Origin of the sequence: Brevundimonas sp. R86498 (assembly GCF_044598075.1) — a bacterium.
In the GTDB taxonomy this organism is placed as follows: domain Bacteria; phylum Pseudomonadota; class Alphaproteobacteria; order Caulobacterales; family Caulobacteraceae; genus Brevundimonas.
In genome coordinates this window covers 2,731,572-2,747,047 of the sequence record NZ_CP139004.1, presented here as the reverse complement: position 1 = coordinate 2,747,047, position 15,476 = coordinate 2,731,572, and the positions used below count along the sequence as shown (strand labels likewise).

At 68.4% G+C, this 15,476-nt stretch carries 9 protein-coding genes; 8 read left to right on the top strand and 1 reads right to left on the bottom strand.

Annotated elements, in window-relative coordinates; all coding sequences use genetic code 11:
• Positions 1 to 79 precede the first annotated feature (79 nt).
• From SJY26_RS13460 to SJY26_RS13430, 7 genes are all read left to right on the top strand, one after another.
• The gene (locus tag SJY26_RS13460) at positions 80 to 1,402 is read left to right on the top strand and encodes an acyclic terpene utilization AtuA family protein (RefSeq protein WP_396593520.1); all 1,323 of its coding nucleotides are present in this window, start codon (positions 80 to 82) and stop codon (positions 1,400 to 1,402) included.
• A complete protein-coding gene (locus SJY26_RS13455; RefSeq protein ID WP_396593519.1) occupies positions 1,402 to 1,707 on the top strand; it encodes a hypothetical protein in 306 nt (101 codons plus the stop codon). The genes SJY26_RS13460 and SJY26_RS13455 overlap by 1 nt, the downstream gene beginning before the upstream one ends.
• Positions 1,708 to 1,751: 44 nt before the next feature.
• On the top strand, positions 1,752 to 3,065 hold the full coding sequence (locus SJY26_RS13450; RefSeq protein WP_396593518.1) for a CitMHS family transporter: 1,314 nt from the start codon (positions 1,752 to 1,754) through the stop codon (positions 3,063 to 3,065).
• Positions 3,065 to 5,065, top strand: coding sequence for an alpha/beta hydrolase domain-containing protein (locus tag SJY26_RS13445; protein WP_396593517.1), 2,001 nt, complete (start codon positions 3,065 to 3,067; stop codon positions 5,063 to 5,065). Before SJY26_RS13450 ends, SJY26_RS13445 begins: the two co-directional genes overlap by 1 nt.
• Entirely contained in the window at positions 5,062 to 6,483 is a 1,422-nt protein-coding gene (locus tag SJY26_RS13440) for a tannase/feruloyl esterase family alpha/beta hydrolase (protein ID WP_396593516.1), read from the top strand. Before SJY26_RS13445 ends, SJY26_RS13440 begins: the two co-directional genes overlap by 4 nt.
• 234 nt (positions 6,484 to 6,717) lie before the next feature.
• Complete coding sequence (locus SJY26_RS13435; RefSeq protein ID WP_396593515.1) at positions 6,718 to 9,192, top strand: glycoside hydrolase family 3 N-terminal domain-containing protein; 2,475 nt, start codon at positions 6,718 to 6,720, stop codon at positions 9,190 to 9,192.
• A gap of 203 nt (positions 9,193 to 9,395) precedes the next feature.
• Positions 9,396 to 12,341 (top strand): TonB-dependent receptor plug domain-containing protein, encoded by a 2,946-nt coding sequence (locus SJY26_RS13430; RefSeq protein ID WP_396593514.1) that lies wholly within the window; start codon positions 9,396 to 9,398, stop codon positions 12,339 to 12,341.
• Positions 12,342 to 12,576: 235 nt separating this feature from the next.
• Here the strand turns inward: SJY26_RS13430 and SJY26_RS13425 are convergent, their stop codons facing one another.
• On the bottom strand, positions 12,577 to 14,184 hold the full coding sequence (locus tag SJY26_RS13425) for a carboxylesterase/lipase family protein (protein ID WP_396593513.1): 1,608 nt from the start codon (positions 14,182 to 14,184) through the stop codon (positions 12,577 to 12,579).
• 134 nt (positions 14,185 to 14,318) lie between these two features.
• Between SJY26_RS13425 and SJY26_RS13420 the strand changes: the two genes are divergently transcribed.
• On the top strand, positions 14,319 to 15,383 hold the full coding sequence (locus SJY26_RS13420; protein ID WP_396593512.1) for a LacI family DNA-binding transcriptional regulator: 1,065 nt from the start codon (positions 14,319 to 14,321) through the stop codon (positions 15,381 to 15,383).
• Positions 15,384 to 15,476 lie beyond the last annotated feature (93 nt).

The window sequence follows — 15,476 nt, the reverse complement described above, 5'->3', positions numbered from 1 at the left end:
CCGCTGTCATGTGATTTCTGCATGGGCCGATCCGACATTGGTCTTTGCGCCTGTCATCCTCGTGCGTCCTGATGCTCCTATGGGGAAGGCGATACGCATCGGTTCGGGCGCGGGTTTTTCGGAGGACAGAATCGACCCTGCGGTCGATCTGGCCCAGCGCGGACAGCTCGACTTCCTGGTGTTCGAATGTCTGGCGGAACGCACGATCGCCCTGGCGGTGGCGGCGCGCCAGGCGGACCAGACCGGTGGTTACGATCCGCTGCTGGAGGAACGGCTGCGCGCGGTTCTGCCAGCCTGCTACCTGAACGGCACCCGGATCATCAGCAACATGGGTGCCGCCAATCCTCAGGGCGCGGCGCGGCGGGCGGCGGCCGTGGCGCGAGAGCTTGGCCTTGAAAACCTCAGGATCGCCGCCGTGATCGGCGATGACGTGCGGGACCGGATCGACGAGCTGGAACCGTTCGGCCAGGAGCCGCCTCCCGTCGAAGGCGTGGTGTCGGCCAACGCCTATCTGGGGTACGAGGCCATCGCCCAGGCGCTTGACGAAGGTGCCGATATCGTCCTGACCGGAAGGGTGGCCGACCCGTCGCTGTTCGTGGGCCCCATGGTCCATGCCTTCGGGTGGCGGGCCGACGACTGGGACCGGCTGGGTCGTGGCACGGCGGTCGGTCACCTGCTGGAGTGCGCCGGCCAGTTGACGGGCGGCTACTTCGCCGACCCCGGTTTCAAGGACGTCCCCCACCTCGCTCGGCTGGGTTTTCCGTTTGCGGACGTGAGCGAGGACGGCTCGGCGATCCTTGGCAAGCTGGAGGGTACAGGCGGGCGGGTGTCGGTGGCGACCTGTACCGAGCAGCTTTTGTATGAACTGCACGACCCCGAAGCCTATCTGACGCCCGACGTCACCGCCGATTTCAGCACCATTGTATTCACCGATCTGGGCGAGGACCGGGTGGCCCTGAGCGGCGGCGGCGGCGGGCCGCGCCCCGGAAGTCTCAAGGTTTCGGTGGGAATCGACGACGGCTGGCTGGGGGAGGGGCAGATCTCCTACGCCGGTCCGGGCTGCGTCGAGCGGGCGCATCTGGCCTTGTCCATTGTGGACGAGCGGCTGGCGCTTTGCGGGCTTGAGCCACTGGACGCCCGCTTCGATCTGATCGGGGTCGATGCGGTGGCCCGGGGCGGGGTCGCGGCCACCGAGCCGGGTGAGGTGCGGGCACGCGCCGCCTGCCGCATGAGGACCGAGGCCGAGGCCCGGCGGGTGGGACGCGAGGTGGCGGCGCTCTATACCAACGGTCCTTCGGGGGGCGGAGGCGTTTCGACGGCGGTTCGCCCGGTGATCGGCATCATCTCCGGGCTGCTTGATCGTGGACGCGTGCGACCTGGCCTGCACTGGGAGATCAGCTGATGCTGCTGCGTGAGCTGGCCCATGCGCGGACCGGGGACAAGGGCGACGTGTCCAACATCGCCGTCATCGCCTATCGGGCGGAGGACTATGGCCGCCTTCAGCGCGGCCTGACCGAAGACCGGGTCCGCGAGCGGCTGTGCCTGGAGCCGGACCATCCGATCCGCAGACACGAACTGCCGGGTCTCATGGCCCTGAACTTCGTGATTGAAGGGGCCCTGGCGGGCGGCGTCACGCGTTCGGCCTCGCTGGACGCTCACGGAAAATGCCTCGGCGCCTGGCTGCTTGGCGTCGAACTGGAAGATTGAGCGAACGCGGCGACAGTCCGCGATGCTCGGGGGAGGACAGGATTGTGGATCTGGCGCTGCTGGGCTTTGTGACGATCGGTGTCTTTCTGGCGCTGGTCCTGTTCACGCGAACGCCGGTGCTGGCGGCGCTGGTGCTTGTGCCCGTGGCAGCGGCGCTGGTCGGTGGCTTCGGCGGGACGCTGGACGGGATGGTGGTCGAAGGCCTGCGGACGGTGGCCCCGGTGGCCGCGCTGATGATGTTCGCTGTCCTCTATTTTGGATTGATGATCGACGTCGGCCTGTTCGAGCCGATCGTGAGGGGCCTGACCGGGATGGTGCGGGGGGACCCGGTGCGGCTCTGCCTGGTCACCGCCCTTCTGCCGATGCTGGTCGCCCTGGACGGCGACGGGGCGACGACCTTCCTGATCTCGATCACGGCCCTGCTGCCCGTGCATCGCCGCCTTGGTCTCAACCCTGTGATCCTGCCCGGAATTGTCGCCCTGGCGGCCGGGGTGATGAACCTCCTGCCCTGGGGTGGCCCGACCGCACGCGCCATGACGGCCCTCGACGCGGGTCTCGACCAGGTCTTCCTGCCGTTGCTTCCGGCGATGGCTGCAGGGATCGGCTGGGTGTTCCTCGCGGCCTTGCTGATGGGGCTCGGAGAGCGCCGGCGGCTGGCGGCGGCCGGCGGCGGGGCCGGCGCACCGGAAGAGGGGCCCGTGCGCGACCCTGTCCGCGTGAATGGTCTGTTCGGGTTCAATGCCGTCCTGACCCTGGCGCTCATCGTGCTGCTGTTCCGCGACCTTTACGCGGACCTTGTCCCCGTGCCGGCCATCCCGCCCTTCCTGCTGTTCATGATCGCCTTCGCCATCGCCCTGCCGGTCAACCGGCGCGGCTGGGCGGCGCAGCAGGCGCAACTGGCCAGTCATGCGGCCAGCGTGGTGCTGGTCACCTCCATGATCCTGGCCGCCGGCGTCTTCACCGGGGTGCTGAACGGGACGGGAATGATCGAGGCGATGGCCCGGGTGCTGGCCAGCGCCCTGCCGCCGTTCCTGACGCCCTGGCTGAGCGGGCTGGTGGCCGTGACCAGCATGCCGCTGAGCCTCGTCTTCACGCCTGACGCCTATTATTTCGGGGTCCTGCCGGTGTTCGCCGAGACGGCCGCGGCCGTCGGACACGACCCGGTCGCGATCGGTCGGGCCGCCCTGATGGGCCAGATGACGACCGGCTTCCCCCTCAGCCCGCTGACCGCCTCGACCTTCATCCTGATTGGCATGTCCGGCGTCAGCCTGCGCGATCACCAGAGGTTCGTCTTCAAGTGGGCCTTCGGGACCACCCTCGTCATGACTGCGGTCGCCGCCCTTACCGGAGCCCTGTGATGAAGCGTCTGTTCCCGTGTGCCGCCCTTGCCGGGCTGGCCTTGCTGACATCCACCGCCAGCGACGCGGAGGTGACGCGACTGGTGATCGAGAGCCGGGCACCCGTAGCCGGCGACTTCGGCGCGGCCGGACCCTATGAGCGGGTCTCCGGCCGGTTCGAGGGCGAACTCGATCCCGCGGACCCCCGCAATGCCCGGATCACCGATATCGAACGGGCCCCCCGGAACGCAGGCGGGCGGGTCGTCTATGCCGGGACCTTTGCCTTCAGCCGGCCTGTCGATCCGTCGCGACGCAGCGGCTTTCTGGTCTACGACGTGCCCAACCGGGGCAACATGAGCCTGGGCGGCAATCCCGAGGGCCATATCCATGTCGCCAGCGGCTGGCAGGGCGATATCGCGGCTGCTCCCTCCTTGCAGACGCTCGAGGTTCCCGTCGCGCGACGGGCCGATGGGGCCCCGCTCACCGGACCGGTGCTGGTCCGGTTCGTAGACGCCCCGGCAGGCTCATCGACCCTGGCGATCCGCGGCGGGCTCGGCGGCGGCGTGGCGCGGCCGGTGCCGCTCAGCCTCGACACGACCCGGGCGACCCTGATCCGCAGGCGCGCGGACGATGCGCCGGGCGAGCGCGTGTCGGGCGATGCCTGGGCCTTGGCCGATTGCGCGGCGGTGCCGTTTCCGGGTGTGCCGGATCCGGCGAAGCTGTGCCTGCGCGACGGCTTTGATCCGGCCTTCGCCTATGAGCTGACCTATACGGCCAAAGATCCGCTGGTGCTGGGAATCGGCTTTGCCGCGACGCGGGATCTGGTCGCCTTTCTGCGGCATGCTGACGTGGACGCCGGCAATCCGCTCGCGGGTGAGGTGCGCTGGACGCTCGGCGTCGGTGTCAGCCAGGCCGGAAACTTCCTGCGCAGCTTTCTGCATCTGGGCTTCAACACCGATGAGCAGGGACGCCGGGTTTTCGACGGGCTGAACCCCCGGATCGCCGCGCGTCATACGCCGCTGAACTTCCGCTTTGCCGTGCCCGGCGGCGCGGCCGGTCTGTACGAGCCCGGCAGCGAGGGGCCGCTTTGGTGGTCAGCCTATGAGGACGAGGTCCGGGGACGGGGGAACACCAGCCTGCTGGCGCACTGCACCCGCGACCGTAGCTGTCCCCGAATCTTCGAGACCTTCACCTCCGCCGAGCTCTGGGGATTGCGGATGTCGCCCAATCTGGTGGGCACGGACGCTGCGGCCGACATTCCCCTGCCGGAGAATGTGCGTCGGTACTACTTCCCCGGCACCACCCATGGCGGCGGGGCGGGCGGCTTCGATCTGAAAGGCGCGCAGACCTATGGCTGCGTTCTGCCCGGGAATCCCAATCCGACGACCGACACCCTGCGGGCCCTGACCGGGGCCCTGACGGCCTGGGTTGCGGAGGGGGCCGAGCCGCCGCCCAGCCTCTATCCCACGCTGGCGGCAGGCGAACTGGTCGAGCCGACGGCCGTCGCGATGGGCTTTCCGGCCATCCCCGACGCGCCGTCGCCGGATGGAAAGCTGAACGCCTTCCTGCACTATGACTTCGGCGAAGGGTTCGATCCTGACGACCTGTCGGGTGTCCAGACGCGACTGCCGCCGACCGTCAGCCGCGCCGTGCCATCCCGTGTGCCCCGCGTCGACGCTGACGGCAACGAGCGGGTCGGGGCCATGTCGGTGCAGCATAGGGCACCGCTCGGGACCTATCTGGGATGGAACGTCCAGGCGACGGGCTACTACGCGGGCCAGGGCTGCGGCTTCCAGGGCGGGTTCATTCCCTTCGCCCGGACCCGGGCCGAGCGCGACGCCTCGGGCGACCCGCGCCTATCGCTGGAAGAGCGGTACGGCGACCATGAGGGCTATGTGCGCGCGGTCCGCACGGCTGCGGCCGAGCTGATGGCGCAGCGCCTCCTGTTGCCCGGGGATGCCGAGCGGCTGATCGCCGAAGCCCGGGCCAGCGATGTCCTGACGCAGGAGGCGCGGCCGTGATCGGCCTGGCCTCGGCGCTGCTGGTCGCGACAGCCCCGGCGAGCGAACGATGCGAAGCCCTGGCCGGCCTCGCCCTTGATCAGGCCAGTCTCACGACGGAGGTTGTGGCCGCCGGCTCCTGGACGCCGCCGGGCCTGACCCGGCCGCTTCCGGAAACGCCGGCCTTCTGCCGCGTGACGGGGACGGCTCGGCCCGTGGCCGGGTCGGAGATCGGCTTCGAGGTGTGGCTGCCCCTCGGCGACTGGACGGGGCGGCTGTGGATGACCGGCAACGGTGGATACAGTTCGGCCTTGCCCTATTTCGGGATGGCCGAGGCGGTGCGCGCCGGGGCAGTGGCGGTGGGCACCGACACGGGCCACACGGGCGACGATCCAGATTTCGCCATCGGCCGCCCCGAAGCCATCGTCGACTGGGGACATCGGGCGGTCCATGTCAGCATGGTGCAGGCCCGGGCCGTGGTCGACGCCTTCTACGGCCGCGCGCCGGACTGGAGCTATTTCAACGGCTGCTCGACCGGCGGGCATCAGGCCCTGATGGAGGCCCAGCGCTATCCGGAGGATTTCGACGGCGTTCTGGCGGGCGCGCCCGGCAATTATCGAACCCGGCTGAACGCGGCCTTCCTCTGGCAATTCACCCAGAACCGCGACGCGGAAGGGCGTCAGATCCTGCCCGCCTCGAAGCTGCCGATGATCAGCCGCGCGGCGATCGCGGCGTGCCGGCGGCCGGACGACGATCCTGACCAGCCGTGGGTGACCGCCCCGCAGGCGTGTGCCTTCGATCCCGCGGTTCTGGCCTGCGCCGGAGACGACCGGCCTGACTGTCTGACGGGCGAACAGGTCGCCGCCCTGCGCCGGATGTACGCGGGCGCGACCAATCCGCGGACGGGTGAGCGGATCGCCTACGGCTGGCCGCCGGGCAGCGAGGCGGGCTGGGCCGCCTATTGGGCCGATCTCCGCGATCCGTCCCGACCGGCGCGGGAAGGCTTCTGGCGCATCTGGGCCTTTGACGACCCGGACTGGACTTGGCGCGACTTCGATTTCGACGCCGACTGGAGCCGGGTGCACGCGCGGCTGGCGCCGGTGATCGACGCCGACAATCCTGACTTCTCGGCCTTCCGCAATTCGGGCGGCAAACTGCTCCAGTGGCACGGCGGGGCCGACCCGGTCGTGCCGCTGGCGGACTCGATCGCCTATGCGAAAGCTGTGAAGCAGGGGACCCCGGGCAGCGCCACCTTCTACCGCCTGTTCATTGCGCCGGGCGTCGGCCACTGCGGCGGCGGGCCGGGCGCGGCACCGCAGGGACTTCAGGCCACGCTTGAGGCCTGGGTGGAGACCGGCCATCCCCCCGAGCGGCTTGAGACCCGGTTCGCCGACGGCCGGCCAGGGCGTCCGCTTGCTTTCGAACGGCTGGAAGATTGATGGCCCGTGCCGGTGCCCCACGCCATCCGGCCGACAGGGCGCGCCAGCTTTGTGTGACTCGTACTGTGACGGGTACTGCCGACGCCGTCAGGCCGGGACCGTCACATGCCCCGTCACATTGACAACGTTACCATCCAAACCTAGCGTGTCCGCCCGCGGTTCGCAGGACCGAAAACGACAGACCTCGAAAGAGGCGAAACAGCGCGGCGCGCCGCCGCAGGGGAGAAGACCATGATGAACACCACCGCTATTGCCGCGGCTCTGAGCATTGCCCTGCAGGCGACCGGCGTACCGGGCCAGGACGTTCCGGAGGCCGCGCGCGCGCACCCCGGGATGTGGCCGGCGGCGAACAGCCCTGCGGCCCTCACGGATGCGCGCACGGAAGCCTTTGTCCGCGCCCTGCTGGCGCGGATGACGGTTGAGGAAAAGGTCGGCCAGACCATCCAGGCGGACATTGCCTCGATCAAGCCGGAAGACCTGCTGACCTATCCCCTGGGTTCGGTTCTGGCCGGAGGAACGTCCGGTCCTGGCGGCGACGACAGGGCCCCGGCCCAGGCCTGGGTCGATCTGGCCGCAGCCTTCCGCGAGGCGGCCGCCACCCGCCCGGGCGCGCGCGTGCCCCTGCTGTTCGGCGTCGATGCGGTCCACGGCCACAACAACATCTTCGGGGCGACGATCTTCCCGCACAACATCGGCCTGGGGGCCGCCCGTGACGTCGACCTCATTCGCCGGATCGGGGCCGTGACCGCAGAGGAGATCGCGGCCACGGGGGCGGACTGGACCTTCGCCCCGACCCTCGCGGTGCCCCGGGATGACCGCTGGGGCCGGACCATCGAGGGCTATGCCGAGATCCCGGAGATCCAGGCGCTCTATGCGGGGGCCATGGTCGAGGGCCTGCAGGGTGTGCTGTCGGCGGACCGGCCCATCGGGCCTGAACATGTGGTCAGCTCGGCCAAGCACTTTCTCGCCGATGGCGGTACCGAGGAGGGACGGGACCAGGGCGACGCGCGGATCAGCGAGCGCGAGCTGATCGACCTCCATCTGGGCGGCTATCCCGCCGCGATCGAGGCCGGTGCCCTGACCATCATGGCCTCGTTCTCAAGCTGGAACGGCGTCAAACATACGGGCAATCCGACCATTCTCAGGGACGTCCTCAAGGACCGTCTGAGCTTCGACGGCTTCGTGGTCGGCGACTGGAACGCCCATGGTCAGCTGCCTGGCTGCACCAGCACCAGTTGCCCCGAGGCGCTGGAGGCGGGTCTGGACATGTACATGGCTCCCGACAGCTGGCGCGGCCTTTACGACAACACCCTGGCCCAGGTGCGGTCCAGCCGGATTTCCATGGCGGTGCTGGACGATGCGGTCACCCGGATCCTGCGCGTCAAGGTGAAGGCGGGGGTGTTCGAGCCGTCGCGTTATGCCCTGGCGGGACAACTGGGTCGTCTTGGCGAGCCGGACCATCTGGCGGTGGCCCGCGAGGCGGTGCGCAAGTCGCTGGTCCTGCTGAAGAATGAAGGCTCGGTCCTGCCGATCCAGCCGGGCGCGCGGGTGCTGGTGGCCGGGGACGCGGCCGACGATATCGGCCAGGCCTCGGGTGGCTGGACCATCAGCTGGCAGGGGACCGGCAACAGCAACGCTGACTTCCCCAACGGCCAGTCGATCTGGGCCGGTCTGCGCGACGCCGTCGCGGCCACCGGCGGCCAGGCGACCCTCAGCCCGACCGGCACCTTCACCGACAAGCCGGATGTGGCCGTGGTGGTCTTTGGCGAGACCCCCTATGCAGAGGGGCAGGGGGATGTCCGCCATCTCGACTTCCGCCCCGAGGGCCCGCTGCAGACCCTGCAGCGGCTGAAGGCGGCGGGCGTGCCAACGGTCTCGGTCTTCCTGTCCGGCCGTCCGCTCTGGATGAACCCCGAGATCAACGCCTCGGACGCCTTCGTTGCCGCCTGGCTGCCCGGTACACAGGGGCAGGGCGTCGCCGATGTTCTCGTGGCGTCAGCGTCCGGCGCGCCGGGGCACGATTTCACCGGCCGGTTGACCTTCTCGTGGCCCCGCACCGCCGAAGGTACGCCGCTGAACGTCGACGATCCCCGCGCTGATCCACTCTTCGCCTATGGATACGGCCTTTCCTATGCGGCCCCCCAGGCGGTCGGGGCCCTGCCCGAGGTCTCCAACGTGGTGTTGCCACCGGTCAATCTGGACCGGTTCTTCATCGCCGGCCGGTTTCAGCCGCCCTGGGCAATGGGCATTCGGGACGGCTCGGGCGTGACCCCGATCACGACGCCAAGCGGCAGCACAGCCTCGGTCAGCTGGTCGCCCACCGACGGCGCAATCCAGGAAGACAGCCTGCGGCTGGCCTTCAGCGGCCAGGCTCTCGTTTCGATCGGCGGAGACCGGATCGATCTGCTTCCGCTCGCCGACCGGGCCCTGACATTCCGGGCGCGGGTCGAGACGCCGATCACCGGGGCGCTGTGGATCGGAATGGGCTTTACCTTCCTGAATCTCGCGGAACTGACCGGCCCTGTTGGAGAATGGACGAGCGTGTCCATCCCGCTCCGTTGTCTGGCCCAGGCCGGTGTTGAGCTGCGTTCGGTGGACCAGCCCTTCAGCCTGATGTCGGCGCAGCCGTTGACGCTGTCGCTGGCTGAAATCCGCATCTCGGAGCAGGCGGCACAGGCCTCCGGAACCTGTCCGACGAAGACCCTGTAGGGTCGACTGGTAGCGTTGTCATTCCGTGTTCGGCGTGATATGGGAACGCTGTCATTCCCAGGCGACGAAGAGCGTCGGGAGGGCAGGGAGGACTATCCGGGACCCGTCTTTCCAGCATTGCAGCTGGCGCGGCTGAATCCGCGCCCGGCGCCCCTGCGCGCCGCAACAAGACGTCCGCGCGGGAGAGCGCGGCAGGAGGGGAAATGACCAAGCCTTTGCAAGCACAAGCCGGCCGCCGCGCACGCTGGATGATCACCGGGGCTGCGGCCGTTCTGGCCACCGCCCTTTACGGGCCCGCTGCCTGGGCCCAGACCGCGACGCCGGCCGGCCAGACGGCCGGGACGGAGCAGGACGACGACGACGCGTCCACCGTGGATGACATCGTGGTCACCGCGGTCGGAACCAATATCTCGGGCGTAAAGCCCGTCGGCAGTGAAACGGTCACCCTGACCCGTGAGGAAATCCTGCGCACGGGTGTCAGCAATGTCGCCGATGCCGTGCGCACCCTGCCGCAGGTCCGCAATCTGGGTGACTTCCGCGAGGGCGGGACCCAGGGCTCCTACAATTCCCAGCAGGGCAATGCGATCAACCTGCGCGGTCTGGGGGCCCAGGCTACCCTGACCCTGGTCGATGGACACCGTCTGGTGGCCACCGGTGCCGCCTCGAACTTCACCGAGGCCAACCAGGTCCCGCTCGCCGCCGTTGAGCGCATCGAGGTGATCGCCGACGGGGCTTCGGCCCTCTATGGCTCCGACGCGGTCGCCGGCGTGGTCAACTACGTGCTGCGCAAGGACTTCGAGGGCGTCGAGGCGTCCCTGCGGGTGACCAACCAGACGGGCGGCACCGAATACTCGCCGTCGTTCACGACCGGCAAGATGTGGGGCGATCTGGCGGGACTGGGCGGCGGCAATGTGCTGCTGGCCTATGAGTACACCTCGCGTGACGCATACCTGCGCTCGGAAAACCCCTTCCTGATGCAGGACCTGACGCGCTTCGGCGGGCCGGACAACCGGTTGAACGGAACTGGAGCCACAGTTTCCGGCCCGGCCAATATCTATGTGCAGAATGCCGATGGATCCCAGAACCCGACCCTGCCCCGGGCCGGTGCCTATACCTATTACGGTCTGCCGAGCGGAACCAACGTCGGTCTTCCGGCCTCGAGCCTGCTCCTGAACCGGCCGAACCTGACGGATTCCGCCTTCTACACGGACTATGTCGGTGAGCAGGAGAAACATCAGGTCTCGCTGTTCGCGAACCAGCAGTTCGGCGACCGTGTCGAGGGCTTCCTTCAGGCCTCGTACAGCAAGCGCGACACGCTCTCGCGGTCGCTGAATACCGTGAACCAGAACGTCACCCTGTCGCCGTTCCTCTATGACGCGGCGGGCAATGTGACGGCCCAGCCCAACCCCTATTACATCAACGGCGTCCCAGGCGTGGCACCGGGCGCCAACCTGAACGTGCAGTACAGCGCGATCAAGGATTTCGGCTCGAGCAACTTCGACAACTATTCGGAGACCTACAGCATCACCGCCGGGGTCCGCGTGATCCTGCCGTACGACTGGAAAATGGATGCGTCCTATACCTTCGGCCGGGACGAGGCCTGCAACTACTGTCAGACAGGCCTGAACTTCAATCCGACGGCCCTGCAGTACCGGATCAACATCGGCGACATCAATCCGTTGAGCAGCGCGCCGCTGTCCGATGCCCAGCTGTCCAACCTGCTTGGCGACAATATCCAGAGCAGCGGCAACGGCCTGGACGACATCGTGGTCAAGTTCAACGGTCCGCTGTTCGACCTGCCCGGCGGGACCGTGCGGGCCGCGTTCGGCGGGGAACGCAACGAGGCCTACAACTTCAATATCAACGGAGCCAACCGGACGGCGCTGAACGAATTCGAGTACGACACCACCGAGGCGACCAGCAAGCTGAAGCGGACCATCTGGTCGGCCTTCGGCGAGCTGTATGTGCCGGTCATCGGTCCGGAGATGGGCGTGCCGATGGTCCAGAGCCTGATCGTCGACGTCGCGGTTCGCCACGATGACTATTCCGACGTCGGAACAACGACCAATCCCAAGGTCGGGGTGACGATGGATGTGACTGACGGGTTCAGCCTGCGTGGCTCCTGGGGCACCTCTTTCCGGGCCCCGTCGCTGCCGGACGTCAACCTGTTCGCCTATTCGTCCTCGTTCGGCTTCCCGTCCTCCAACAGCGACCCGCGCGTGGTGAACGGGTTCCTGAACCTGCCGGCGGCGGGCCTGACCCTGGCCAATGTGGCCCTGGTCCTGGGGTCGAACCCCGATCTGAAGCCCGAAGAGGCGACCAACTGGTCGTTCGGGGGGGATTTCGAGCTGGGCGATTTCAGCTTCAACGCCACCTACTACAACATCAGCTATACGGGCCGGATTGCGTCGCCCGATGCTCTCGGGGCTTACCAGGCCGGTCTCTATCCCGACTACCGGGGCTTTGACGCGCGGATCATCCCGATCAGCAATCCGGCGAGCTGTTCGAACGCGGACCTCGGAACGGCGGATCCGGTGCTTCAACAGTATCTGGGCCAGACCCTGCTCTACGGCGGAATCCCCAACTTCTGCGCAGTCAACGTGCTGATCGATCAGCGCAACACCAATCTGGCGGCGACCCGCCAGGACGGGATCGACGCCAGCGTCTTCTACGACCGGCGTTTTGGAGAGGTGGGCGTGAACGCCTCGATGGCCGCGAGCTGGACCATGAGCAACGACCAGCAGGTGGTCGAAGGCCAGCCATTCGAGGATCGGCTGGGCTTCTACAACACCCCGATCGAGTGGCGGGGCCGGGGGTCGCTTGGGGTCAACTGGCGCGAGTTCAGCGGCAACCTGTTCGTCAACTACACGGGCGGATACACCAACAATCTGGCGGTGAACGCGCTCGGTACGACGATCGCGCCCCAGGAGGTCGACGCCTGGGTCACCGCGGACATGACCGTGGCCTATGCGACGGCCTTCGCCTCGCCCGCCGCCGGCTTTGTCCGGGGCGTGCGCGCCTCCCTCACCATCCAGAACCTGACCGACGAGGATCCGCCGATCGTGATCACCAGCCAGGGGGCCTTCAACGGAGCCTATTCCCACCCCTATGGCCGCACCTTCAGCGCCCAGCTATCGGCGAGCTTCTAGGACGACTCCCTTCCGGCGATCCTGAGCGCCGGTCTGGCCGCTGCGGTAATCCGCAGCGGCCTTTTTTTGCCTCCGGCAAATCCGGCAAACGATATCTGCTTCCCTGCTCCCGGTCATGTAGTCGGTTCGATACGACGGCTGGCGCAGGGAGGGCCGCTGGCTGCGCCGGACAAAAGAAAACGGCGCCGCGAAGATCGCGACGCCGTCAGTTGTTCTCCCGGGTGGAGATTCGGAACTATTTCCGGGCGGCCTCCGCGGCGGCCTGGGTGACGTCGAGCCTTGCGCGCCACGGATCCGGTCCGCCCGTCGCCCCATCGGCCTCGAAGCGCATGACGGGCTGCGATCCGGCATCGAAGACCTGCCAGGCCGGCAGACCCTGGCCGTTCGGGTCGCCGGCACGGGCGAAGTTGACGATGTAGGCCCCGATCAGGTTGGTCGCCTGCTGGTCGGCCGGGGTGACCTCGCCCGGGTAGCGGGCCTCGATCGTCTTCATGAAGAAGGGGATTTCGGTCGCGTGCGGCACGGCCGGCCATTCGTCACGCATGGTCTCGGCCACATAGCCATAGCGATAGTGCCAGACGGGTGCACCGGCCCGGGTCTGTTCCTGGGCGATGAACCGGGCGGGTTCGATCATGAACGCGTCCATATAGATGGCGTAGCGGAAGGCGGCATCGGGCGTGATGTCGCCATAGGCGGCTCCGGCGGCTGCCGGGTCCGGGAAACGGGCCAGCATCTCGTCGCGGGGCAGGGGCGGGCCCCAGCCGATGTCGGCGGTCACGCCGCCGATCATCAGGGGCACGCGCGCCTGGCGCTGGTTGCGGAACACGCTGTCGGCACCGACCAGGACGCGGCCGTCGATCATGGGGCCGCTGGCGGGGGCCACGGGGCGCGTGGCCATGCCGGTGCCTTCCACTACCTTTTCAGCAGGTAGGGCGCGCAGGGCGGCCAGTGCCGCCGTGTCGTCGCCGGTCACGCCGGCCCATTCGGCAAAGCCCTTGCCGTCGTCCTCGGCATCGGGTCGGCCGTCGGCGTGGAGCGGCTTGAGACCCGAATCCATGCGCGCGGGTGCCGACATGGCGATGGCGCGGTCGAACAGGCCCTCAGCCAAGGGACTCGTCATCAGGTTCAGGACCGAACCGCCGCCGGCGGACTCACCCATGATCGTGACGTTGTCCGGATCGCCCCCGAAGGCGGCGATGTTGGCCTCGATCCACTTCAGGGCCGCGATCTGGTCCATGTAGCCATAGTTGCCCAACAGGCCGCCATCGGCGTTCTCCGCGGTCAGGGCCGGGTGGGCGAAGAAGCCGAACCGCCCCAGCCGGTAGTTGAAGCTGACGACCACGACGCCGTCGCGCGCGAGGGGCGCGCCGCTGTAGACCGCCGGAGAGGCTCCGCCGTTGACCCAGCCGCCCCCGTAGATCCAGACCACGACCGGCAGGCGTGCGCCCGCGCTCGCGGCGGCGGGCTTCCACACGTTCAGATACAGGCAGTCCTCGGCCGGTGCCGTTCCCAGAGGCGCGGCGTCGCCGGCGAACGGGATCTGCATGCAGTCGTTGCTGTACTCGGTGGCGGGTCGCACGGTCGACCAGGCCCGGGGTGGCTGGGGCGCACGCCAGCGCAGGGCCCCGACGGGCGGCTGGGCAAAGGGGATGCCTTTCCAGGCGGTGACACCATCGGCAGTGACGCCCGCGACAGGGCCGGACGTGGTCACCGAGACGGGCCCGGTCTGCGCAAGGGCGAACGGAGCCGAGGCCGCTATCGCGAGCACAGCAAGAGACGCGGCGAGGCGGCCGCGTCGGCGGATGGCCTGGCGACCGTTAGGCCGCGCGGGGTTGCTGGTCATGACTGGATCCTCCCGAATTGCGCTCTGACTGGCGCTGACAACGTTACCGGCCACGCTATTCCTTTCCCGCAAAGCGTCAAGCAAAAGCGGTCGGGCAGGTGACGGCCCCCCTGCGAATGGCGTAGACGGGGCGGGTGATCAAGGATGGCAACCACCCCGGGCGCAAGCCGACCATCAAGGACGTCGCCCAGGATGCCGGCGTCTCCTTCAAGACTGTCTCTCGCGTGCTGAACGGGGAGGCCGGTGTCCGGCCGGAGGTCCGCGATCGCGTGCGGGCGTCGGTGACGGCGCTTGGCTATACGCCGAACCTCGCGGCTCGGGGTCTGAGCGGTGCCCGGAGCCGGCTGATCGGCCTCGTGACCTATGCCCCGGTTTCGGCCTATCGGGAAAACTATGCCTACATCATGGCGCTCGAGGTCGGACTGATCGAGCGATGCCAGACCCTGGGCTGCAGTCTCGCCGTCGAAATCGTGCGGGCGGGAGCCGATCCCGAAGTCGAGATCCGCGCCATCACCAGCGGCCTTGCCAAGGACGCTTTCATTCTGCTGCCGCCTCTTGTCGACGACATGCGCATCATTTCCGCGCTCGAGGCGACCGGTGCCCCCGTGGTCCGCATCGCGCCGACCCTTGATCTGGAGCGGAGCGTCCATGTGGCCATGGACGATGAGGCTGCGGCGGCCGAGATGACCGGTCACCTGGTTTCGCTGGGGCATCGGCGGATCGCGCTGATTGCCGGCCATCCGGGTCACGGCGCGGCGGAGTCCCGACGCCAAGGCTATATCCGGGCGTTGCGAGGCGCGGGGCTGGAGATCGATCCGGAGTTGATTCGCCAGGGCTGGTTCACCGAGGTCTCGGGTTTCGAGGCGACGATGTCCCTGCTGGATCTCCGCGATCCGCCCACGGCCGTGTTCGCCTCCAACGACATGATGGCGGTCGGGGCGCGCCGCGCTGCGCGCCTGCGCTCCGACGAACCTGCAGCGGCCTGTCTTTCGATCGCCGGGTTCGACGGGCTGCACACGGTTCTGGCCGGGTGGCCGACGCTTACCACAGTGTGCCAGCCCCTCGCCGGGATGGCCGCAGCGGCGATCGATCTGGCCGAGGCCCTGGTGGAGGGTGCGCCCGCGACGGCTGCCCGGCTCGCCTACAGCATCCGTCTGGGACAGAGCACCTCCGCGCCCGGGACCGTTCCGCTCGGTTGATGCGTCAAAAGGGACCGGTTGCCAAACTGCCCTGACCCGATATGGTAACGTTGTCTAACAACAATCAGGCGCGTCGCGCGTGCCACGGGGACG

Coding starts and splice junctions, on each gene's coding strand:
- SJY26_RS13445 (WP_396593517.1), top strand. CDS start 3,065: ATGAAGCGTCTGTTCCCGTGTGCCGCCCTTGCCGGGCTGGCCTTGCTG.
- SJY26_RS13460 (WP_396593520.1), top strand. CDS start 80: ATGGGGAAGGCGATACGCATCGGTTCGGGCGCGGGTTTTTCGGAGGAC.
- SJY26_RS13455 (WP_396593519.1), top strand. CDS start 1,402: ATGCTGCTGCGTGAGCTGGCCCATGCGCGGACCGGGGACAAGGGCGAC.
- SJY26_RS13435 (WP_396593515.1), top strand. CDS start 6,718: ATGAACACCACCGCTATTGCCGCGGCTCTGAGCATTGCCCTGCAGGCG.
- SJY26_RS13425 (WP_396593513.1), bottom strand. CDS start 14,184: ATGACCAGCAACCCCGCGCGGCCTAACGGTCGCCAGGCCATCCGCCGA.
- SJY26_RS13430 (WP_396593514.1), top strand. CDS start 9,396: ATGACCAAGCCTTTGCAAGCACAAGCCGGCCGCCGCGCACGCTGGATG.